Here is a 21458-nt window from a genome sequence, read left to right on the forward strand (position 1 = left end):
GGGGCTCCCGGAAGCCCTGTCGCGAAAGGATCGTTACCGTCGAAACCGACCCGCCTCGCGGCCCCGTTCCGGCCCGTCCCGGCCACATTTGCGCAGATTCGCGGGGAGGAAGGCCTGAACGAAGGCGGCGATGGCGTTATCGTGCGGGGCTGTTCTTCCGGGGAGTCCTGCATGCACCACCGTCTTCGCCTTCTGCCGCTGGCCGCGATCCTGCTGGCCGCCCTGCCGTCCGCCCATGCCGCCGACCGCATCACCGGACCGTCCTTCGCCACGCGCTCGGAGGTGATCGCGCCCCACGCCATGGCCGCGACCTCGCAGCCCCTGGCCACCCAGGTGGCGCTGGACGTGATGAAGCGGGGCGGTTCGGCCGTGGACGCGGCGATCGCCGCCAACGCCGCGCTCGGATTGATGGAGCCGACCGGCAACGGCATCGGCGGCGACCTGTTCGCGATCGTCTGGGATCCCAGGACGAAGAAGCTGTACGGCTACAACGGATCCGGCCGCTCGCCGAAGTCGCTGACCCTGGCCGAGTTCCAGCGCCGCGGCTTGAAGGAAATCCCGCCGACCGGGCCCTTGCCGGTGTCGGTGCCGGGGGCGGTGGACGGCTGGTTCGCCTTGCACGAACGTTTCGGGCGCAGGCCCATGGCGGAGAACCTGGCGCCGGCGATCCGCTATGCGCGCGAAGGCCACCCGGTCGCCGAGACCATCGCGTATTACTGGGACCGCTCGGTGCCGCGGCTGTCGCAGTACCCCGGCTTCAAGGAGCAGTTCACCATCGACGGCCGCGCGCCGCGCAAGGGCGAGTTGTGGAAGAACCCCAACCTCGCCAATACCCTGCAGAAGATCGCCGAGGGCGGCCGCGATGCGTTCTACAAGGGCGACATCGCCCGTACCATCGATGCGTACTTCAAGGCCAACGGTGGTTTCCTGAGTTACGAGGACATGGCCAGCCACCACGGCGAATGGGTCGAGCCGGTGTCCACCAACTACCGCGGCTACGACGTCTGGGAACTGCCGCCCAACAGCCAGGGCATCGCCGCGCTGCAGATGCTCAATGTGCTGGAAGGCTACGATTTCTCGAAGATCGCCTTCGGTTCGCCCGAGCACGTGCACCTGTTCGTGGAAGCGAAGAAGCTGGCGTTCGCCGACCGTGCGCGCTTCTACGCCGATCCGTCATTCCAGCCGGCACCGGTGAAGAAGCTCGTCTCCAAGGAATACGCCGCGCAGCGCCGGCAGCTGATCTCGATGGACAAGGCGCTGAAGGAGGTGCAGCCCGGCACGCCGAAGCAACTGGAGGAAGGCGACACGATCTACATGACCGTGGCCGACGCCGACGGCATGATGGTGTCGCTGATCCAGTCGAACTACCGCGGCATGGGCAGCGGCATGGCGCCGCCGGGACTGGGTTTCATCCTGCAGGACCGTGGCGAGATGTTCGTGCTGCAGGACGGGCACCCGAACGGCTATGCGCCGGGCAAGCGCCCGTTCCAGACCATCATCCCGGCGTTCGTCACCAAGGACGGCAAGCCGTGGCTGAGCTTCGGCGTGATGGGCGGGGCGATGCAGCCGCAGGGGCACGTGCAGATCGTGATGAACCTCGTCGACTTCCGCATGAACCTGCAGGAGGCGGGCGACGCGCCGCGCATCCAGCACGACGGTTCCACCGAACCGACCGGGCAGAACGCGGCAATGAGCGATGGCGGCGAGGTGAACCTGGAAACGGGATTCCCCTACGAGACGATCCGCGCGCTGATGCGCAAGGGGCATCGCGTGGTGTTCGCCGACGGACCCTATGGTGGTTACCAGGCGATCCTGCGCGATCCGGATACCGGCGTGTATTACGGCGCTTCGGAGAGCCGCAAGGACGGGCAGGCCGCGGGCTACTGATCTCCACAAAAAAATTGCCGCCGAGTCTGGTCGGCGGCAGGGGAGAGAGAGCTTTTGTAGGAGTAGTGGAGCCAGCCTAGGCCGCTCCGGTGCCTGGCGTTTGCCGGCGGTTGCTAGGCGAGTTGTGTCATGTGGCGCGGATGGCAAAACCGGGACGTTCGTCGTTCATTCGCTGAATGGAAACGAAACGACGCATCCCCGGCGCCTCACAAAAAAAACGCGCCAGAAGGCGCGAATTCTGAAGCAGATTGTATGAATGCGTCGGCGAGAGAGAGAGCCTGATGCGGCCCCCCTGATAGGGGAACTACATTGCATAGGCTAAAATTCATCGTCGCTGCCGCGCCTGATCGAATCCGTTGCGATGCTTTGCAGGATTTGGCGATTGGCTGGCCCGCAGAACGAGCAACGAAGATCGCTGTCCTCCGCCCATGAATTCCGCCCCACTTGAGTCCACGTCGCCTTCACGGCTGCGCATAGGCGATTGCGTGGTGCATCTGGCGTCGCGCGAGGTGCATTCGCCGGCGGCCAGGCGGGCGGCCAGGCTCACGCCGAAAGCGCTGGCCGTGCTGCAGGTGCTGGCCGGCCATGCCGGCCAGGTCGTCTCCCGCGAGCAGTTGCTCGCCGAGGTCTGGCCCGACACCTTGCCGACCAACGACGTGGTCACCCAGGCGGTGACCCAGTTGCGCAAGGCCCTGGTGCAGGGCGAAGGACGCGAAGGCGGAATCGAGACGATCGCCAAGACCGGTTACCGGCTGCTCGGGTCCGTCGAGTGGCTGGATGAGCCCGTGGCGCCCGCAGCCCCGGCGCCTGGGCCCGCGCCGGAGGCGTCCGAGCTGCAGGAGGAGCAGGCGCATGCCGTGCCGGTGGCCAATGCACGCCCGCCGATCTCCCGGCGCTGGTTGGCCATGGCGGGCTTGTTGCTGCTGGCCTTCGCCGGTGGTTTGTCGCTCTCCTTCTGGTTGCGTCCCGAAGCAGAGAAGAGCGCCGCGGTGAGCGTCCCCAAGCCGCCCTATCGCCTGATCACGTCCAGCGGCAATTTCGACATCACCCCGACGCTCTCGCCGGACGGATCGATGGTGGCCTATACCTCGGTGGTGCCGGAGCAGCCCGGGACGTCCATCCTGGTCAAGACCACCGACAATGCGCCGCCGCGCGTACTCAGCCGCCCGCCCGCGCAGGGGAGCGACAATCTGCCGGCCTGGTCGCCGGACGGGCGCGAAATCGCCTTCGCGCGGCATTCGGCCGATGGGCAATGCCGGGTGATGATCGCCTCGGCCAATGGCGCGGCCGACGAGCGCGAAGTCACGCGCTGCGATGGAGCCGAGATGCTCAGCTTCAGCTGGTCGCCGGACGGGCGTGCGCTGCTGTTCGGGAGCATGGCCAAGGGCGATGCCGGCCACGGCATCCGCCGCTTCGATATCGCGAGCGGACGATGGACGGAACTGTCGTACCGGACTGGCCCGCAGGATTTCGATTACGCCCCCCGGTATTCGCCGAACGGCAAATGGATCGCCTTCATCCGCAATCCGCAAATGGGCGACATCTGGCTGATGCCGGCCGACGGTGGCCAGCCCGAGCCATTGACACGCGACAACGCCGAATTCCGCGGCCTGACATGGTTGCCGGACAGCAGTGGACTGGTGTTCGGGCGGCGGATCGAGAGCCAGTCGCGCCTGTACCGGATCGACCTGGCGACGCGACGCGTCCGCGACATGGGCGTGGACGATGCCCAGGCGCCGGTGGTTTCCGCCAGCAAGGACAAGCTGGCGTTCGTGCAGCGCAAGCCGAAATTCGGCATCTACCGGGTCGAACGCGACGGGCAGGGCGGCTACAGGCGCGAACGTCTGTTCGCCTCCAATGGCCGGGATGCGCAACCAGTGGTGGCGCCGAATGGCCGCCAGATCGTGTTCACTTCGGACCGTTCGGGCGAGTTCGCGTTGTGGTGGGCGGACCTGGCAGCCCCCGATTCGCTGCGTCCGGTGGAAGGACTGGTGCCGGAAACGCGGCAGCCGCCGGACTGGTCCCCGGACTCGCTGAGCGTGTTGGTGGTGGCACGCGACGACGAGGGCCGCTCGGCCTTGTACGAAGTGATGCCTGCGCTGAACCGGGTTGCGCGCCTGACGGTGCCGGAACGGCGGCCGCTGCAGGCGGTGTACTTGTCCGACTCGACCCGCATTCTGATCCTCGGCGCGAGCGACGATGGGGCTGCGACCTTGAGCCTGTACGACCGCTCGAGCAGCCCTTGGAAGCGGGTGGCCTCGCTCGGCGATGTTTCGCAGGTGCGCTTCGATCGGGCCAGCGGGCGCATCCTGTTCACCCGATTCTCGTCGGAGGGGCTCTGGGCGGCCGATGCCGCCCTCGATCTCGCCAGTGTCAGTCGTGTGGACGCCGAAGGTCCTTCCCGGTGGCGCTATCGTAGCTGGGCCGTGGGAGGCGGGGGGCAGATCCACTATCTGGCTCCCGTCCAAGCTTGTTCGACCTTCGAAAGCGTCCTCGGAAGCGGGCAGCCATCTCCCGGCGGATGCCTGGATGCGAGCAGCTTCAGTGCCACGAACGGGTTCAGCATCAATGCCGCCTCGTCCGTGCTGTATGTCTCGCTGGCAAGCGAAGAGGGAAGCGGGATAGGCTTCATGGACCTGCCACATGAGCGGACTAGCTTTGTTGGCCTTGCCCCCAAGTTGTTGAATGTTTTGGAAAAATAGATTTCGTAACTTTTTCGGAAGCCATTCGTGGCGAATTCGCCACGAATTCGGCAAAACCTCCTGATTGGTGCCAGATCCGGCAAAACAATCCTGCCCTTCGTGCACATCCGGAGGGGCGAATGAATCAGGTAATGGTGGCCGACCGGGGCGTCCCGGTACTCCTGGACCATGAGGTGGACCTGCCGGCCACGGCCTGCATGGCGGCGGCGCGGCTGGGCAGCGTGCGCGCCGCGCCCAGCATGTTCACCATCTGGGTGCAGTTGCGCGGTCGCTCCTGGATCGAGGCGAAGGAGGGTAAGTTCCGGCTGCGGGCCGGCGACTGGATCGCCTTCGACAAGGAATCCCGGCCGACCCTGCAGGCCGATCGCAATGGCCTGTGCATCGGCGTAGGGCTGGACGGCTCCAGCCTGCAGTCGTTGGCCGAGCTGACCGATACCACCTTGTATCCGGGGCGCAGTCGCCTGGCTACGGGCGACCTGCGCGCGGCCCTGCGGCTGTGGCGCACGGCCGCCCAGGGCGAGGGGGCGCACACCGCCAGGCCGCTGTTGCTGCATCTGGCGCAGATGCAGCTCGGATTGGCCGAGCAGGAACAACGTTGCCCCGGCCGGTCGCGCAGCCGGCGCCGCCAGGTGCTGCATCGCATGCAGCGCGCCCGCTTGTACCTGGAGGGCAACAGCGACCGGGTGGTGCGCGTGGCCGAGCTAGCCCAGCTCACCAACTTTTCCAGCTGGTACGTCTCCAAGACGTTCCAGAGCCTGTACGAAGAAAGCCCCCAGGCGCTGTCGGCCCGGCTCCGGCTGGAGCGGGCGGCCGATCTGCTGCGCGACACGTCGATGATGATCGGCGAGGTGGCGGCCGCGAGCGGGTTCGACAATTGCTGCAGCTTCGCGCGCGCCTTCCGTGCGCGCTTCGGCGTCTCCGCATCGCGCTACCGCGAGCAAACGGCACTGTCGCCAGATTCGGCAAAGTCACGTGGCGTCCGCCGCAAAGCGATGCCCTTTATGTGAACGTAACTTCTCCAAGGTGTTTTAACGCACACCTAACGACCTTGGAGAGATTGATGAAGCTTCGCACTCCTGCGATGCGGATGGGCCTTTTGCCCGCCGGCATTGCGATCGCGTTGGCGCCGGCCTTCGCCGGCGCACAAGAGCAGCCCGCCAACCAGACCACCACCACGCTCGATCGCATCGAGATCACCGGTTCGCGCATCCGCTCGGTGGATGTGGAAACGGCCCAGCCGGTGTTCACCGTTTCCAGCGAGGACATCAAGAAGTCCGGTCTGGTGAGCGTGGGCGACATCCTGCAGAACATGTCGATCTCCGGCACGCAGACCTTCAGCAAGGCCGCGGTGCTGACCTCGAACCCGGAGCAGGGCGGCCAGTACGTCAACCTGTACAACCTCGGTGAGAACCGCACCCTGGTGCTGGTCAACGGCAAGCGCTGGACCTCCAGCCTGGCCGGCTATACCGACCTGTCGACCATCCCCAGCGCCCTGATCGAGCGCATCGAAGTCCTGAAGGACGGCGCTTCGGCGATCTACGGCTCCGACGCCGTCGCGGGCGTGGTCAACATCATCCTGAAGAAGAACTTCGACGGCGCCGAAGCCTCGGTGCTGTATGGCCAGAACGGCCGCGGCGACGGCAGCAAGACCCAGTACTCGCTGACCTTGGGTACCGTTGGCGACCGCTCGTCGCTGATGTTCGGTGCCAGCTACACCAAGGAAGATCCGGTGTGGGCCAAGGATCGCGAACTGACTCGTTATACCTATGGAACCCGGCATATCTCCAGTGGCCTGAGCGCCACCGGTCCGTGGGGCCGTTTCGTCGATCCGCGTGCTCCCGGTACCGCGGGCGCAGGCAACTATCTGAACGACGACGGCGAAATCACCGATGCCGCCAACGGCAAGTGGACGCCCAATCAGTGGGTGCTGAACCATACCGGCAGCTGGGATGGCGTGGGCGTTGGCGCTGACAGCCGCAACTTCGCCAACTACCACAACGGCGTGACGACGAACGATCGCTACAACTCGATCGATCAGATGATGTGGAACCAGGGCAGCACCAACAAGTCGGTGTTCGCCTCGGGCAGCTACAACATCACCGACAACATCACGCTGAACTCGACGGCGATGTACTCCGAGCGCGAGTCCAAGCGCCAGATCGCCGGTTATCCGCTCAGCACCGATTCGCAGCCGAATTTCCCGGTCTACGTCGACGCGGACAGCTACTACAACCCGATGCCGGGCAACGACCTGACGTTCTACCGCCGCATCACCGAGATCCCGCGCGTCACCGACAACAACGTCAAGAACACCCACTTCGACGTGTCGCTGGAAGGTGCGTTCGACGTGGGCACCCATGGCTGGAACTGGGACGTCGGCTTCAACTACAACAAGTACGACGTCACCCAGGTCAGCACCGGCAACATCAACCTGCTGGCCCTGCAGAAGGCCCTGGGCCCGTCGTTCATGAACAGCCAGGGCGTCGTGCAGTGCGGCACGCCGGATAACCCGATCACCTATGGCACCAACATCGGCCTGGGCCAGTGCGTGCCGTTCAACATCCTGGGCGGTCCGAGCGCTTCGACTGCCGACGTGATGAAGTACATCGGCACGTTGGGCCAGGCGACCCAGCGCAGTGAAAGCAAGATCTGGACCGCCAACATCACCGGCGGCCTGTTCGACATGCCGTGGGAAGCGGGCGAGCTTTCCTTCGCTGCCGGCGTCGAGCACCGCTCGGTCGAAGGCTACGACTATCCGGACCAGGCTTCGAGCAACGGCTTCACCACCGATCTGGCCGCGCAGCCGACCACCGGCCGCTACCAGACCAACGAGGCCTACCTCGAGTTCATGATCCCGGTGCTGAAGGACGTGCCGTTCGCGAAGGAACTGTCGTTCGACGTGGCGGGCCGTTACTCCAACTACGACCGCTTCGGCAACACCACCAACACCAAGTACAGCTTCACCTGGAAGCCGATCGAGGACCTGCTGGTCCGCGGTACCTACGGCAAGGGCTTCCGTGCGCCGACGCTGGATGACACCTTCGGCGGTGGTTCGCAGTCCTTTGACACCTACCTCGACCCGTGCGATGCCGTCTACGGCTCGCGCAACAACCCGGTCGTGGCGGCGCGCTGCGCGGCGGATGGCCTGGCCGGCAACTTCCGCCAGACCGACAACGCAGGCGTTCCGGTCGACGGCCCCAGCGGTACGCAGGGCATCGCGCCGTTCCAGGCAGGCGTTGGCAACAGCGAGCTGGAGCCGGAGTACAGCCGTACCCGTACCCTCGGCTTCGTGTACAGCCCGAGCTACGTGCAGGGTCTGGACGTCTCGTTGGATTGGTACCGCATCTCGATCTCCAACGTGATCACCCCGATCTCGGCGGACTACGTGCTGGATCAGTGCTACACCGGTGCCAACACCGACTACTGCAACCAGTTCACCCGCAACGAGAACGGGCAGGTCATCACGCTGCAGCGTGGCAACGTCAACCTGGGCAAGCGCGAGACCGAGGGCTACAACTTCGGCGTGAACTACCGCCTGCCGGAGCTGGGCATCGGCCAGTTCGTCGTCAACCTCGACGCCAACTACTTGGTCAACTACCGTATCCAGAGCGATGCGGGCGCTGCATGGGAAGATTACGCCGGTTACTGGAACTTCCCGCGCGTGCGCGGCACCCTGGGCGTGAACTGGTCCAAGGGCGATCTGTCGGCGAGCTGGGACCTGCGTTACTACGGCGGTTTCCGCGACTACTGCTGGGATACCGACGTGGAGTGCAACGAGCCGGGCTACATGACCTCCAACCCCGGTTGGGGTGGCGGCCAGGGTGCCAACAAGAAGGGTTCGATCAACTTCCAGGACGTGTCCGTCAGCTGGAATGCCCCGTGGAACGGCAGCGTGACCGTGGGCGTCCGCAACATCTGGGACAAGGAGCCGCCGATCACCTATTCGGTGACCAACGCCAGCACCGCGTTGCTCGATCCGATGCTGGACTACGATCGCTACTTCTTCATGCAGTACACCCAGCGCTTCTGATCGACCGAAGCCTGGCGCAACAAGGGAGGGCGGGCCGCAAGGCCCGCCCTCTTCCTTTGTCGGGACCGGCGCCGTGGCTCACCAGTCGTACTGCACCTGGAACCGCACGTAGCGCGGGGTGGTGTAGTACTTGCCCACCAGGTAGTTGTTGTAGACGTAGCCGTAGGTGGTGTTGTCGGTCTGTTCGTAGACCTGCAGCGGCTCGACGTTGTTGAACAGGTTGAGCACGGAAAGCTGCATGCTCAACCCGTCCAGCCAGGACGGGCGATAGACGGCGTTGGCGCCGAGCGAATACGTCCAGGGCGTGCGGCCGGCGGTGCCGAGCTTGGCGATCTCGCCGTTGCAGTAGTGGAAGACGCCGCCGTAGCCGTACTGGGTATCGAACGTGCCTGTGCCGCCGCCATAGCAGCTGATCGGGGAACCCGATTGGACCTGGAGATCCAGGCCCACCTGCCATTCCGGCGTGAAGTTGTAGGCGCCGTAGGCCTTCAGCGTGTGGCGGTGGTCGTTGAACAGGTAACCGTCTGCACCGTACATGATCTCCGGGAAGTCGAAGTCGGAAGTGGTGCCGGTGTCGTCCTGGCCGTTGGTGCTCTTGACCAGGCCTTCGTAGTTGCCGCTCAGCTTGGCCCAGGTGTAGTTGAGGCTGGCGTACCACTTGTCGGTCTTCTTGTCGGCGCTGAGGGTGACCGCCTTGTAGTAGCGCTTGGCCTTGGGGCCGAGCTCGCTGCCGGGCACGGTGATGGTCTCGGTCGTGCCGTTGCCGTCCACGTCGAGCGTGACGGTCAGGTCCTCGCCTGGGTTGTACAGCCAGCAGCCGGGCAGGTTGCCGGGCACCGTCCATTCGTCGTCCCAATTGGACAGGTCGTAGCCGGCGGCCGTGGCCGCGTTGTAGAGCGCGCGCGCGTCGCAGGTGTCGTCGATGACATTGTTGATGCGACGGTAGGTGCCCTTGATGCCCAGCGTCCAGGCGTCGAGGAAGCCGACGTCCGAATGCAGGTCGAACTGGTAGCCGAGGATCGCCTCGTCCTGCGTGTACGGCTTCAGGTTCTTGCTGGCCACGGCTTTCGCGTCCGGCACCGTGCCGTTCTCGCCGTTGTAGACCGCGTCGTAGGCTCCGTTGGCGTATGAGCCGGTGACATTCGGCACGCCGCTGACCGCGTCCACGCCGCTGTAGGTGTAGTAGTTGACGGTGTAGTACGAGGCGCTCGCCGCGCGCAGCGCGACGTTGGCCGCGATCGGAAGCGAGTAGCGCCCCAGCGAGGCGAACAGCTTGCTGCTGCCGTCGCCTGCGAGGTCCCATGAGAAGCCCAGGCGCGGCTGCCAGATGTTGTCCTGCTTGACGAAGCTGGTGCCGGCCGAGTTCTTGTTGTCGAACCCGTCGTTGCGGATGCCGTAGTACAGCATGAAGTTGTCGGTGATCTGCCAGTTGTCCTGGACGTACCACGACTTCTGGTCGATCTCCACGCTGCCGCCGGTACGGTAGTTGATGCGGTAGGCATAGCTGCTGCGGATGACCCAGTAGGCGCCGGCCGAGTACGACTCGCCTTGCTTGGACTTCCAGTCCTCGTCGCTGTAGCCGAACGACAGTTTGTGGTCGCCCAGTTGCCATTCGAAGTCCAGCTTGCCGCCGTCGCGTTCGTTGCGGCCGCCGTAGATGCCCACGCTGCTGGTCACCGCACAACCGATCTGCTTGCCCGCCACGTACGAGTATACGTACGGGCACGCGCCGTCGGCGGCATTGATGTCGCCGGTGTAATAGCTACGGACCCCATCCGGGCTGATGGTGAACTGCGAGCTGCGGTTGCGCATCTGGCCGTACTGCAGCGAGGCTGTCAGGTTGTCGGTCAGGTAGCTGGTCCACTTGAAGATATCGGTCTGGCCGCCGCTCTTGCCTACCAATTGGCCCTTGTAGGAGGTCTTGCCGACGTCTCCGGTGTCGGTGTCGTAGGTCGCGTTGTAGTAGTCGTAGGTATAGCGGCCGCGATTGCGGAAACCGGTGTATTCGAGGTGGTTCCAATCGTTGGGATACCAGTCCAGCTTGACCAGTTCGTACGGCGTCTTGTTGGCGTAATCATAGGCCGTTGCGGAGACCGAGGCGTCGTTGGTGGACGAACGTTCGCCATAGCTGGTGGTATGGCTGTCGTTGAACTGGCCCAGCGCGTAGACGAACAGCTTGTCCTCGATCAACGGACCGCCGACCCAGGCGGTGTAGACGTTGGACGCGTTGTAGTTATTGTCGTAGTTCCGGAAGATTTCACCGTCATTGCGGTGGACCTTGCCCACCGACTCGCGCAGCGAATCGGGGGCACCGGTCCAGCTGAAGCCGCCCTTCCATTCGTTGGTGCCGTGCTTGACGTTGACGCTGGTCACGCCGCCGGTGGAGAAACCGTACTTGGCGCCATAGCCGCCGGTCTGGACGTCGAGCTGGTCGATCGCCTGGAATGGAACCTCGGTGAACGACAGGCTGTCGTAGAGGTTGGTGACGTTGAAGCCGTCGACGTAATAGCTGTTCTCGGCCGCCGAGGCGCCGCCGAACGAGGCATTGTTGAAGTAGCCGCTGCTGCTCACCGTGCCGGGCGTCAACAGCGAGACCGAGGTGATGTCGCGCGGCACCGGCAGCTCGTTGAGTTGCTTGGCGGTGAACGTGGTGCGCGACTCGACGCTCGACAGGTCGATGGCATTGGGCCCGGTGCCGCGGACCACGATGGTGTCGAGACTGGTGGCCTCGCTGAAATTGGCGGTGGCCGCTTGGCCCGCCACCACGGTGACCACGCGCGTGCCGGTGGCCTGGCCGTCGCGGATGAGCGTGACTTCGTACTGGCCGGTGGGCAGGGCCGGGAAGCGGAAGCGGCCGTCGGCGACCGGGACTTCGCGCGTGACGCCGGAATTCAGGCTCTTGACCTGGACTTTCTCGCCCAGCGAAGCCGGGACCGTGCCGATGATGTCGCCGGACGTGCTCTGGGCCCAGGCCGTGCCCTGGCCGAGCGTGGCGGCCAGGACCATGGCCAGGGCGGTGCGCTTCAGCGCCGTTCTGTTTGCTCGATTCATGTCATCCCCTAGGTTGTAGGCGCGCCGGCGAGAAGCCGGCGGCGTGCGGCGTCATCCGGCGGCGAGGCCGCGGCGAATGACGACTAACGGGACCCTAACAACCGGGATGCGCGCTCCAATGTTGGCCAAGGCCTACGAGTGGCTGGCGGGGACACGATGTTGCGGCGGTGTGACAAAAAGAACGCCCGGCTGCACAACCGGGCGTTGCTGTGTCGATGCGATGGGAAATATGACGCCAGGAGATCAGCCGTCCCCGGCGGCCTGCCCCGAGAACGTCTCGGCCTGCTCTTCCCACGCCGGCAGGCGCGCGATCATCCCGACCTTGGCCAAGTAGTCCCTGTTCACCGGCTCACCGCTGGCCAGGGCCGTGGCGACGTGCACCGCGCCGGTGACCCAGAAGCTGCGCAGGCTGGAGCGTTGCGGGTCGCGATGCAGGGCCACCGCTTCGATGATCGGCATCGGCAGGCCCCACAGGCCGAGCAGATAGGCGCCGGCCTCGGTGTGGCCGGGGCGCTCGTCGTCTTCGCTGGCCGGTTCCTGGCGCTCGTCGCGCACGCCCGGCAGCAGCAGGCCGATATCGGCCAGCAAGGCCGCGGTGGCGCCGAGTTCGGAGCTCGAGGACGGCAGCAGCTTGGCGGCGATGCGCGAGGCGAGCAGGGCGCGGCGCTGCATCGCCGCGCGCTCGGCCGGTGCCAGGGTCGGGGCCGAGAACACTTCGCTGGCCAGGACCAGGTCGCGCAGCGTGGACACTCCCAGCCGGGTGACGGCGGTGCGCAGGTCGGTGATGGGGCGGCCATTGGAGAAGAAGGCCGAGTTGCACAGCTGCAGCACCTTGGCGGCGATCGCCGGATCGGCCGCGACCAGCTTGGCGATGTCGCCGGCGTCGCTGTCGTCGTTCTCCTCCAGCGCGTGCATCAACCGCGTGTACAGGTGCGGCGGCGAAGGCAGCTTTTCGATGCGGCCGATGGCGCTGCGCAGGCGCGGGTTGTCCAGCAGCTCGCGCAGTTCTTCCAGGCTGGTGATCGCTTCCAGCAGGAATTCAGGTGGCAGCGGCAACGGCAGGAAACGATGGGCCACCCCGATGATGCGGGTGGGTGCGCGGCCGCCCTCGTTGGCGTCGAGCAGGGCGATCCGGATCGTTTCCGGGCGCAGGGTCCGGATCTGGCCGAGCAGGGTCGCCGGCGTCAGGTCGGGCAGCGCGGGAGCGACGATGACCGCATCGAACGGCGAGTGCGCCGCGGCCGCGATCGCGGTGTTGCCGTCCGGCACCTGCTGGGCGTGCCAGTCGTCGCCGAGGTCACGGATATAGCCCACCAGCTCCGGCGGCAGGCTGGCTTCGTCGCCTACAAACAGAATACGCAAGACACTTCCCCAAGATCGGGCCGGCCATGCTGGCGGCCTGGACTGCGCTGGAAATGTACCCAATCCCTTGGGGTGAGGTCACCGGGATCACGCGCGAAACGTGATCCCGATTCAGGGAGCGGCCGGTCCGGCGGGAGCGGACCGGCCCGCTTCGGGTCAGGCCGCGTCGGCCTTGTAGCGTTCCACGGCCTCGACCAGGATGCGCTTGGCTTCCGTGGCGCCGCCCCAGCCGTCGAGCTTGACCCACTTGCCCTTCTCCAGGTCCTTGTAGTGCTCGAAGAAGTGGCCGATGCGCTCCAGCCAGTGGCTGGACACCTGCTCGATGTCCTCGATGTGGGCGTAACCGGAGAAGATCTTGGCGACCGGCACGGCCAGGATCTTCTCGTCGCTGCCGGCCTCGTCGCTCATCTTCAGCACGCCGACCGGGCGGCAGCGCACCACCGAGCCCGGCACCAGCGGCAACGGCAGCACCACCAGCACGTCGGCCGGGTCGCCGTCGCCGCACAGGGTGTTGGGCACGTAGCCGTAGTTGCAGGGGTAGCGCATCGGGGTGGACAGGATGCGATCGACGAAGATCGCGCCGCTGGCCTTGTCCACTTCGTACTTGACCGGCTCGGAATCCTTGGGGATTTCGATGATGACGTTGATTTCTTCCGGCACGTTCTTGCCGGAGTTGACCAGTTCCAGGCCCATGCGCTAGCTCCGAAGCTTGCAGTGATTGTTATGAGGCGGCCAATTCTACGCGTTCGGCTGCTGCGCTGCAGCGAGGCCGGTTCGGGTTTTCCCGACGGTAGCCGACTGGCGTTTCCGGCCCATGGCAGGGAAAAAGGCCGATCCCGCAGGCCCGCGACCGGCGCGATGCTGGCCCTTCCATCAACGAAGGAGCCGTGCATGCGCAAGGGAATGGGGATGGCCGGGGTATTGGCGGCGGGACTGGCGATGGCGCTGGCCGGGACGGCCAGCGCGGCGGAGCCGGTCTACGTCGATGCGGTGGACTATCCCGGCAACGGCGAGGGCTGGGAGGCGTTCGGCGACCTGCGCCGCAAGCTGGAGAAGGATTTCGACATGATCTGCGGCGATACCTTCTGCGAGGGCGACTTCAGCGACTACCGGCCGCTGCGCCTGCGCTGCTCGGTCCACCGCGCCAGCGGTGCGATGCGGCAGTGCACCTGGACCTTCGGGGCCAGCGAGATCGACGTGGAGCCGCGTACCGGCCGCCTGTTGGTGACTACCCGGACCTGGCGCTGCCCGATCGCGCTGCCGCCGGGGCTGACCCTGCCGGAGTTCCATCGCGCGCTGGCGGTGCCGAATCCTCTGTTCCGGCCGTTGCCCGGTGGGCAGCCCATCTACGAGAACCTGATCGGTTGCCTGTGACGGCGACCCCGGCCCGCCCGGGGCGAGTGGCTGTGCCACGTTCGCGATCCCCGGCGGCTGCGGAAAGCCCGCCATCCTCGCTTCCGCGGGATGGCGGGCAGGGAACAGGGCGGCCCGGCGCCCGGGGGAAGGTTGCGAGCGCCCTCCCTCGAGCGCCATGCCGCGGGCGGAATGCGGAAGCGCCGCGCGCCGCCGGTTGGCTCGCAGCGACGGTACCAGCAGCGGCGCCACGATGTTGACGATCTTGATGACGCCTTCGGCGCGCCCTCGCCCCGTTCCCCTCTCCCGTGGGGCGGGAGAGGGGCGAAGGCGTCGAACGCGGCCGGCTCCGGTCAGAGCAGCGGCACCATCAACAACGCGACGATATTGATGATCTTGATAAGGGGATTGATCGCCGGCCCGGCGGTGTCCTTGTAGGGGTCGCCCACGGTATCGCCGGTGACCGCCGCCTTGTGCGCCTCGCTGCCCTTGCCGCCGAAATGGCCGTCCTCGATGTACTTCTTGGCGTTGTCCCAGGCGCCGCCGCCGGTGGTCATCGAGATCGCCACGAACAGGCCCGTCACGATCGTGCCGATCAGCAGGCCGCCGAGCGCGCGCGGCCCGAGCAGCAGCCCCACGACGATCGGCACCACCACCGGCAGCAGCGAGGGCAGGATCATTTCCCGGATCGCCGAGCGGGTCAGCATGTCCACCGCGCGGTCGTACTGCGGCTTGCCGGTGCCCTGCATGATCCCGGCGATCTCGCGGAACTGCCGGCGGACTTCCTCGACCACCGCGCCGGCGGAGCGGCCCACCGCTTCCATCGCCATCGCGCCGAACAGGTAAGGGATCAGGCCGCCGATCAGCAGGCCGATGATCACCGTATGGTCGGACAGGTCGAAGGCGAACGTCTCGCCCGGGTGCGCGGCCTGCAGGTTGTGGGTGTAGTCGGCGAACAGCACCAGCGCCGCCAGGGCGGCCGAGCCGATCGCATAGCCCTTGGTCACGGCCTTGGTGGTGTTGCCGACCGCATCGAGCGGATCGGTGACGGCGCGCACCTCCGGTGGCAGTTCGGCCATCTCGGCGATGCCGCCGGCGTTGTCGGTGATCGGGCCATAGGCATCGAGCGCCACCACCATGCCGGCCATCGACAGCATCGCGGTCGCGGCGATGGCGATGCCGTACAGGCCGCCGAAGTGGAACGCTCCCCAGATCGCCGCGCACACCGCGATCACCGGCAGCGCGGTCGATTTCATCGATACCCCGAGCCCCGCGATGATGTTGGTGCCGTGGCCGGTGGTGCTGGCCGAGGCGACGTGCTGCACCGGCTTGTAGTTGGTGCCGGTGTAGTACTCGGTGATCCACACGATCAGCCCGGTCAGGACCAGGCCTATCAATGCGCATGCGTAGATCGCGTTCGCCCCGTGCTCGTTGCCGGCCATCAGTGCGCGGGTGATGGGCCAGTAGGCGATCGCCGCCAGCACGCCCGAGACGATCATGCCCTTGTACAGCGCGCCCATGATCGAGCCGCCGGCCTTGGCCTTCACGAAGGCCGCGCCGATGATCGATGCGACGATCGACACGCCGCCCAGCACCAGCGGATAGAGCACCGCGTGGGGGCCGGTTTCGCCGGCCATCAGCCCGCCCAGCAGCATGGTGGCGATCACGGTGACCGCGTAGGTCTCGAACAGGTCCGCCGCCATGCCGGCGCAGTCGCCGACGTTGTCGCCGACGTTGTCGGCGATCACCGCCGGGTTGCGCGGGTCGTCCTCGGGGATGCCGGCCTCGACCTTGCCCACCAGGTCCGCGCCGACGTCGGCGCCCTTGGTGAAGATGCCGCCGCCCAGGCGCGCGAAGATCGAGATCAGCGAGCTGCCGAACGCCAGGCCCACCAGCGCATGCAGCGCCTGCTCGCCGCTGGCGCCGAGATGGCGGGTCAGCACGGCGTAGTAGCCGGCCACGCCCAGCAGTCCCAGCCCGACCACCAGCATGCCGGTGATCGCGCCGCCGCGGAAGGCCACGTCCATGGCCGGGCCGAGCCCGTGCCGCGCCGCTTCGGCGGTGCGCACGTTCGCGCGGACCGAGACGTTCATGCCGATGTAGCCGGCCAGTCCGGAGAGCACCGCGCCGATCGCGAAGCCGACCGCGGTGTACCAGCTCAGGAACAGGCCGACGAGGACGAACAGTACGATGCCGGCGACGGCGATGGTGAGGTATTGCCGGTTGAGGTAGGCACGCGCGCCTTCCTGGATGGCGCCGGCGATCTGCTGCATTCGTTCGTTGCCGGCCGGTTGTTTCAGGATCCAGCGCGCTGACACCACGCCGTAGAGAATCGCAAGCAGTGCGCAGCCCAGTGACAGCGCCAACCCGTACTGTTCCAGCATGACCCCTCCCAAGGATGATGGATGTCGCCCAGCCGGGGACGAACAAGGGGAGCGGTGCGCGGCGAGTGGAACGGCGAAAACGGACTCGTCGGCCCGGAGGGCCAGAAGCGCACGTCGCGATGTTCATGCCTGCCTGGGTCTGGGCCGAGTATGCGCGCGGGGTGGCGCGATCGCCACTGTGCCGTTTTGTCGCGACGTTCAGTCGGGTCGTGCCAGCCTGCCGGTCCCGACGCTTCCAGGAGCCATGCGATGGATCTTCGTCAGTTCGCCTTGGTGGGCTTACTGCCCGTGGCCGGCCTGGCCATGGCCGCCGATCCCGTGCCGGAGCTGCAGCGCCCGGTAGGAACGCCGCAGGCGGTGGGCGCCGCGCATACGCTGCGGCAGATCCCGGAGGCCTGCACGCGGCTGGAGGGCATGTTCACCGGCGATGCCGCCCAGCCCTACAGGTTCGCGACGGTACGCACCAGCCCGACCTGCCAGCCGCGCGCGCGTTTCGTCGATTTCGACAAGGCCCAGCCGAGCGAGGCGGGAGGCTGGAGGCTCAACGACGTCATCCGCGTGCCGAGCGCGGAGTGCCCCTCGCAGCAGGCGGTGGTGCGGGTATGGCACAAGCGGGTGGACGGCAAGCCGCAGCTGGATGGGCAGGGCCAATCGCGGATCTATCTCGAGGAGGCCCGGCAGCAGGCGGCGGCGGGCCAGATCGCGCAGATTCCCATGTACGCGGCGCAGATGAAGGTGGAAGGGAAGGCGTGCCGATAGGCGCGGAAGCTTTCCTGGGGGCTTCCCGATGCCGTCTTCCGTGGGAGGGATTCCGGCCCCGGCGGGCTTTGCCGGTGTCGCCTGGTCTGCCGCCATCCCCGCGCAAGCGGGGATGCAGGCCCTCTGCTATCGCCGGACGAACGTCGCTGGGTTCGCGCCTGCGCGGGGACGACGGACTCCCGTCTTGCCGTTGCTAGTCGAAGCGCCCTTCAAACCAGTCCGAAGCGCCGCAGGACCCGCCGCATCGAGGCCGCATGGGCCACGGTGTCCGCATGCAGGCCGGCCGCGCGGGCGCCGCGGACGTTGACGAACAGGTCGTCGACGAAGAGCGTGGTCGCGGCGCGCGCATCCAGTCGCGCCAGGGCCCGCGCATAGACCTGCGGTTGCGGCTTGCGCCCGCCCAGCGCGCCGCTGCACAACACGCGCCCCTGCAACGCGCCCGCCAATGCCGGAACGATGCGCGGCACCGCCGTGGCCATGAGCGGGCCGTTGTTGGTCAGCACGGCGATCGGCATGCGGGCGGCGACGTCCGCCACCAGTGCCTGCGTCCGCGGGTCGGCGCTGCATGCGGCGATGCGCGCGGCGATCCAGGCGGCTTCGTCGATCTCGGCACCCAGGCCTTCGCCCAGCCGGCGCAGGTAGTCGGCCGTCGTCAGCTCGCCGCTGTCGTAGGCGGTTTCCAGGCCCGAGGCGAACAGCACTTCGTCCACCCGGGCGGCCGTGGTACCGGCGCTCCGGGCGAGGTGGGCGCAACGCAGCGGGCGGGCATAGCGCGCCAGCACGCCGTCGAAGTCGAGCAGCAGCAGCTCGAGCGAAGGCCTCATCGGCGCCGGCCCATGACGGATGCGCGCGCGATGCCGTGGATGTCGTGGGCAGGCAAGGGTGGCGAGGGGTTGGCGAGGAGACGGACAGGATAGTCGCGGGCCGGCCGCCGGGTAGGCGGCGAGCGATGCGGCAACGAGTCGCGCGAGCCGTGGATACCCGGCCGGGATGGTGGCCCCCACCCATCCGTGGCGGACCTACCCGCCGGATGTGATCGATTCGTTAATCGCCGTGGCTATGGTCGATCCATGCCCGACGTGGCTACTGGCCGGCCAGGGGAACCGGCGCGACGCAATCCATCACCACCACTTCTTCCGGGGGTTCCGAGTAATGGGCAAGCGCATCAATTCCGATCGTTTGGCGTATTCGATTTCCAGGGCGCTCGGCGCCAGGCCGCAGGCCGGCCGGCTCGCCGCGGCCGTGCTGCTGATGGGGCAGGTGGCGCCCGTGCTGGCCGCGGACGCGCCGGCCGACGACGCCAAGACGCTGGATGCGATCACGGTGATCTCCACCGGCACGCGCAAGAGCAACATGGCGGTCACCGACAGCCCGGCGCCGATCCAACTGGTCAGCCTCGAGAAACTGGCCTCCACCGCCGCGCCGGACCTGCAGAACGCCATCGCCAACCAGGTCCCGTCGTACAACGCCAACCAGGTCGGCAGCGACATGGCCAGCCAGACGCTGACCGCCGCATTGCGCGGCCTGTCGCCCAACCACACCCTGATCCTGATCAACGGCAAGCGCCTGCACAACACGGCCAACGTCAGCGCCGGCACCGGCGCGGCCGCGCCGGACCTGTCGTTCATCCCGGAGGCGGCGGTCGACCACGTGGAAGTGCTGACCGACGGCGCCGCGGCGCTGTACGGCTCGGACGCCATCGCCGGCGTGATCAACATCATCCTGAAGAAGAACCCCGATGGGGGCGAGGTCACGGCCGGCTACTCGGGGTACCAGGACGGCGGCGGCCGCGACTTCAAGTGGGGCGCCAACCTCGGCTTCGGCGACACCCAGAACTTCTTCAACCTGAGCGTCGAGGCCGAGAACCGGCAGTCGGTGTACCGGTTCGTGCCGTCGGCGATGGGCGCGTGCATCCAGAACCCGGCCGACTGCCGCGCCAATGGCCTGGGCATGCAGGATTTCGCGCTGAGCGCCGCCAACCTGCAAGCGGTGTTCAATCCCAAGTTCCCCTACCTCAACAACTGGCTCAATCCGCCGGAGGTGCATCGCAAGGCGCTGTACTTCAACTCCGGGGCGGTGCTCAGCGACAGCGTGTCGTTCTACGCCTTCGGCGGCTACGGCAAGAAGACCGCCTCGTCCGAGGAGAACTACCGCGCGCCCGACCAGTTGATGGGCTACACCGATGCCTCGGGCACGGAGCAGTACAGGTACCCCTACGGCTTCAACCCATCGGAATACGCCGACGAGGACGACTACACGTTGACCGCCGGCCTGACCGGTTTCGTCGCCGATTGGACGTGGGACGCCTCCACGACCTACGGCAAGGACAAGATGGACGTCTACACGATCAACTCGATGAACCAGAACCTGTGGAACGAGTTCGGCTATACGCCCACCGACTTCTACGACGGCACGTTCACCGCCAGCCAGTGGACCAGCGACCTCAACGCCACCCGCGATTTCGACGTGGGCCTGTCCTCGCCGCTGACCTTCAACGCCGGCGTGGAGTACCGCCAGGACAAGTACGCGATCTCGCCGGGCGACGCCGCCTCCTACTACAAGACCGGCGCCTCGTCCTTCCCCGGCTACAACCCGGCCACCAATACCGGCAGCTACAGCCGCAACAGCTATTCGGTGTTCGCCGACGCGATCTTCTATCCGCTGGAGAAGTGGCTGGTCGACACCGCGGTGCGCTACGAGCACTACAGCGACTTCGGCAGCAAGACCATCGGCAAGCTGACCACCCGCTACGACTTCAGCGACGGCTTCGCGGTGCGCGCCACCGCCAGCACCGGCTTCCGCGCCCCGACCCTGGGCGAGGAGTACTACTCGGCGGTCAACGTCAGCCCGTCGGGCGCCTACCCGCAACTGCAGCCCAACGGCAGCGCCGCCGCTTCGCTCGGCTTCGGTGCGCTCAAGCCGGAGACCAGCACCAACTTCTCGCTCGGCTTCGTGTTCAATCCGCTGACCCATCTCACCAGCACGCTGGACTTCTACCGCATCACCATCAAGGACCGCATCGACCGCGGCAGCTTCTGCTACGTCAGCGGCAGCGCCCCGTGCGACCCGGTCAGCGGCGCGGAAACGGACAGCTACAACACCGCGCTCGGCCAGGCGCTGGTGGACGGCGGCTACCTGGGCAGCATCGATCCGACCGCGAGCGACGAGGGCTCGTTGGACACCAGTGCGCGCCAGAACATCAGCGTGTACCTGTTCAACAACGCCCTGGATACCCGCGCGACCGGCGTGGACTGGGTGACCAACTATCTGACCCCGTTCGACTGGGGCTCGGTGGACTGGATCCTGGCGGCCAACTACAACAAGCTCGACGTCATCAAGGTCAAGGAAGCGCCAGCGAGCCTCGGCGGCGGTTCGATGTACAGCACCGCCACGCTCATCAACATGGAAAACGCCTCGCCGAAGTTCCGCGTCAACCTCGGCGCCACCATCAACGTCGGCAAGTTCAGCATCAACGTCACCGAGGCGATCTACGGGCCGCAGTACCAGTGGGCCGACACCAACACCAACGACGAGGGCATGGGCAACGAGTTCCCCGACGAGGTGCTGGCGCAGCTGGATACCAGGATCATGGACGGCCGCACCTACTACAAGGAGAAGATCGGCGTGCTGGCCACGACCAACCTCAGCATCTCCTTCAAGCCGAACGACAAGTGGACCCTGACCGTCGGCGGCGACAACATCTTCAACAAGTACCCGGACAAGTATCCGGCGGCGGTCTGGGACTGGGTGACCTCGCACTACGAGAACCAGTGGGGCTACCTGACCAAGTACCAGACCGGCAGCCCGATCGGCTATTTCGGCGGGCGTTGGTACGCCAAGTTGGCGTACCGGTTCTGAGCGGCCGGCGGCGGGTTCCCGGCGCGACTCCCGTGCGGCCGTCCGCCCTGGCGGGCGGCAGCGCGACGGGAC

General features: G+C 66.6%; 11 protein-coding genes and 1 pseudogene. 7 read left to right on the forward strand and 5 right to left on the reverse strand.

Annotation, left to right across the window (positions count from 1 at the left end):
* The first annotated feature begins 171 nt into the window (after nt 1–171).
* The 4 genes from ggt to M3M27_RS04710 all read left to right on the forward strand — a co-directional run bounded on the left by ggt (nt 172) and on the right by M3M27_RS04710 (nt 8619).
* Nucleotides 172–1887: a gamma-glutamyltransferase gene (gene ggt, locus M3M27_RS04695; protein WP_434027318.1), complete on the forward strand. Its 1716-nt coding sequence runs from the start codon at nt 172–174 to the stop codon at nt 1885–1887.
* 428 nt (nt 1888–2315) lie between these two features.
* Nucleotides 2316–4589 carry a winged helix-turn-helix domain-containing protein gene (locus M3M27_RS04700; protein WP_434027319.1) on the forward strand — a complete coding sequence of 758 codons (2274 nt, stop codon included), beginning with the start codon at nt 2316–2318 and terminating at the stop codon, nt 4587–4589.
* A 119-nt stretch (nt 4590–4708) separates the two neighbouring features.
* Nucleotides 4709–5596: a helix-turn-helix transcriptional regulator gene (locus M3M27_RS04705; protein WP_434027320.1), complete on the forward strand. Its 888-nt coding sequence runs from the start codon at nt 4709–4711 to the stop codon at nt 5594–5596.
* Nucleotides 5597–5649: 53 nt separating this feature from the next.
* Entirely contained in the window at nt 5650–8619 is a 2970-nt protein-coding gene (locus M3M27_RS04710) for a TonB-dependent receptor plug domain-containing protein (RefSeq protein ID WP_434027322.1), read from the forward strand.
* Nucleotides 8620–8697: 78 nt separating this feature from the next.
* Here the strand turns inward: M3M27_RS04710 and M3M27_RS04715 are convergent, their stop codons facing one another.
* From M3M27_RS04715 to ppa, 3 genes are all read right to left on the reverse strand, one after another.
* On the reverse strand, nt 8698–11670 hold the full coding sequence (locus M3M27_RS04715) for a TonB-dependent receptor (RefSeq protein ID WP_434027323.1): 2973 nt from the start codon (nt 11668–11670) through the stop codon (nt 8698–8700).
* A gap of 243 nt (nt 11671–11913) precedes the next feature.
* Nucleotides 11914–13032, reverse strand: a complete 1119-nt coding sequence (locus M3M27_RS04720; protein ID WP_140719583.1) for an HDOD domain-containing protein — start codon at nt 13030–13032, stop codon at nt 11914–11916.
* A 156-nt stretch (nt 13033–13188) separates the two neighbouring features.
* On the reverse strand, nt 13189–13725 hold the full coding sequence (ppa, locus tag M3M27_RS04725; RefSeq protein WP_140719581.1) for an inorganic diphosphatase: 537 nt from the start codon (nt 13723–13725) through the stop codon (nt 13189–13191).
* Nucleotides 13726–13935: 210 nt separating this feature from the next.
* Between ppa and M3M27_RS04730 the strand changes: the two genes are divergently transcribed.
* Nucleotides 13936–14406, forward strand: a complete 471-nt coding sequence (locus M3M27_RS04730; protein ID WP_434027954.1) for a hypothetical protein — start codon at nt 13936–13938, stop codon at nt 14404–14406.
* Between the two features lie 332 nt (nt 14407–14738).
* Here the strand turns inward: M3M27_RS04730 and M3M27_RS04735 are convergent, their stop codons facing one another.
* Nucleotides 14739–16769, reverse strand: a complete 2031-nt coding sequence (locus M3M27_RS04735; protein ID WP_434027324.1) for a sodium-translocating pyrophosphatase — start codon at nt 16767–16769, stop codon at nt 14739–14741.
* 300 nt (nt 16770–17069) lie between these two features.
* Here M3M27_RS04735 and M3M27_RS04740 point away from each other — a divergent pair.
* A pseudogene (locus tag M3M27_RS04740) lies at nt 17070–17528 on the forward strand (hypothetical protein); the annotation flags it as partial.
* 209 nt (nt 17529–17737) lie between these two features.
* Here the strand turns inward: M3M27_RS04740 and M3M27_RS04745 are convergent.
* Nucleotides 17738–18352: an HAD-IA family hydrolase gene (locus tag M3M27_RS04745; RefSeq protein ID WP_434027325.1), complete on the reverse strand. Its 615-nt coding sequence runs from the start codon at nt 18350–18352 to the stop codon at nt 17738–17740.
* 328 nt (nt 18353–18680) lie between these two features.
* Between M3M27_RS04745 and M3M27_RS04750 the strand changes: the two genes are divergently transcribed.
* Nucleotides 18681–21386, forward strand: a complete 2706-nt coding sequence (locus M3M27_RS04750) for a TonB-dependent receptor plug domain-containing protein (RefSeq protein WP_434027326.1) — start codon at nt 18681–18683, stop codon at nt 21384–21386.
* Nucleotides 21387–21458: the final 72 nt, after the last annotated feature.

The sequence above is a fragment of the Xanthomonas boreopolis genome (assembly GCF_046529185.1).
GTDB lineage: Bacteria > Pseudomonadota > Gammaproteobacteria > Xanthomonadales > Xanthomonadaceae > Pseudomonas_S > Pseudomonas_S boreopolis.

What these genes read in the sequence shown, in the direction of transcription:
- M3M27_RS04710 (WP_434027322.1), top strand. Translation starts at nt 5,650, where the DNA reads ATGAAGCTTCGCACTCCTGCGATGCGGATGGGCCTTTTGCCCGCCGGC.
- M3M27_RS04715 (WP_434027323.1), bottom strand. Translation starts at nt 11,670, where the DNA reads ATGAATCGAGCAAACAGAACGGCGCTGAAGCGCACCGCCCTGGCCATG.
- M3M27_RS04705 (WP_434027320.1), top strand. Translation starts at nt 4,709, where the DNA reads ATGAATCAGGTAATGGTGGCCGACCGGGGCGTCCCGGTACTCCTGGAC.
- M3M27_RS04735 (WP_434027324.1), bottom strand. Translation starts at nt 16,769, where the DNA reads ATGCTGGAACAGTACGGGTTGGCGCTGTCACTGGGCTGCGCACTGCTT.
- M3M27_RS04700 (WP_434027319.1), top strand. Translation starts at nt 2,316, where the DNA reads ATGAATTCCGCCCCACTTGAGTCCACGTCGCCTTCACGGCTGCGCATA.
- M3M27_RS04730 (WP_434027954.1), top strand. Translation starts at nt 13,936, where the DNA reads ATGGGGATGGCCGGGGTATTGGCGGCGGGACTGGCGATGGCGCTGGCC.
- M3M27_RS04750 (WP_434027326.1), top strand. Translation starts at nt 18,681, where the DNA reads ATGGGCAAGCGCATCAATTCCGATCGTTTGGCGTATTCGATTTCCAGG.
- M3M27_RS04745 (WP_434027325.1), bottom strand. Translation starts at nt 18,352, where the DNA reads ATGAGGCCTTCGCTCGAGCTGCTGCTGCTCGACTTCGACGGCGTGCTG.
- ppa (WP_140719581.1), bottom strand. Translation starts at nt 13,725, where the DNA reads ATGGGCCTGGAACTGGTCAACTCCGGCAAGAACGTGCCGGAAGAAATC.
- ggt (WP_434027318.1), top strand. Translation starts at nt 172, where the DNA reads ATGCACCACCGTCTTCGCCTTCTGCCGCTGGCCGCGATCCTGCTGGCC.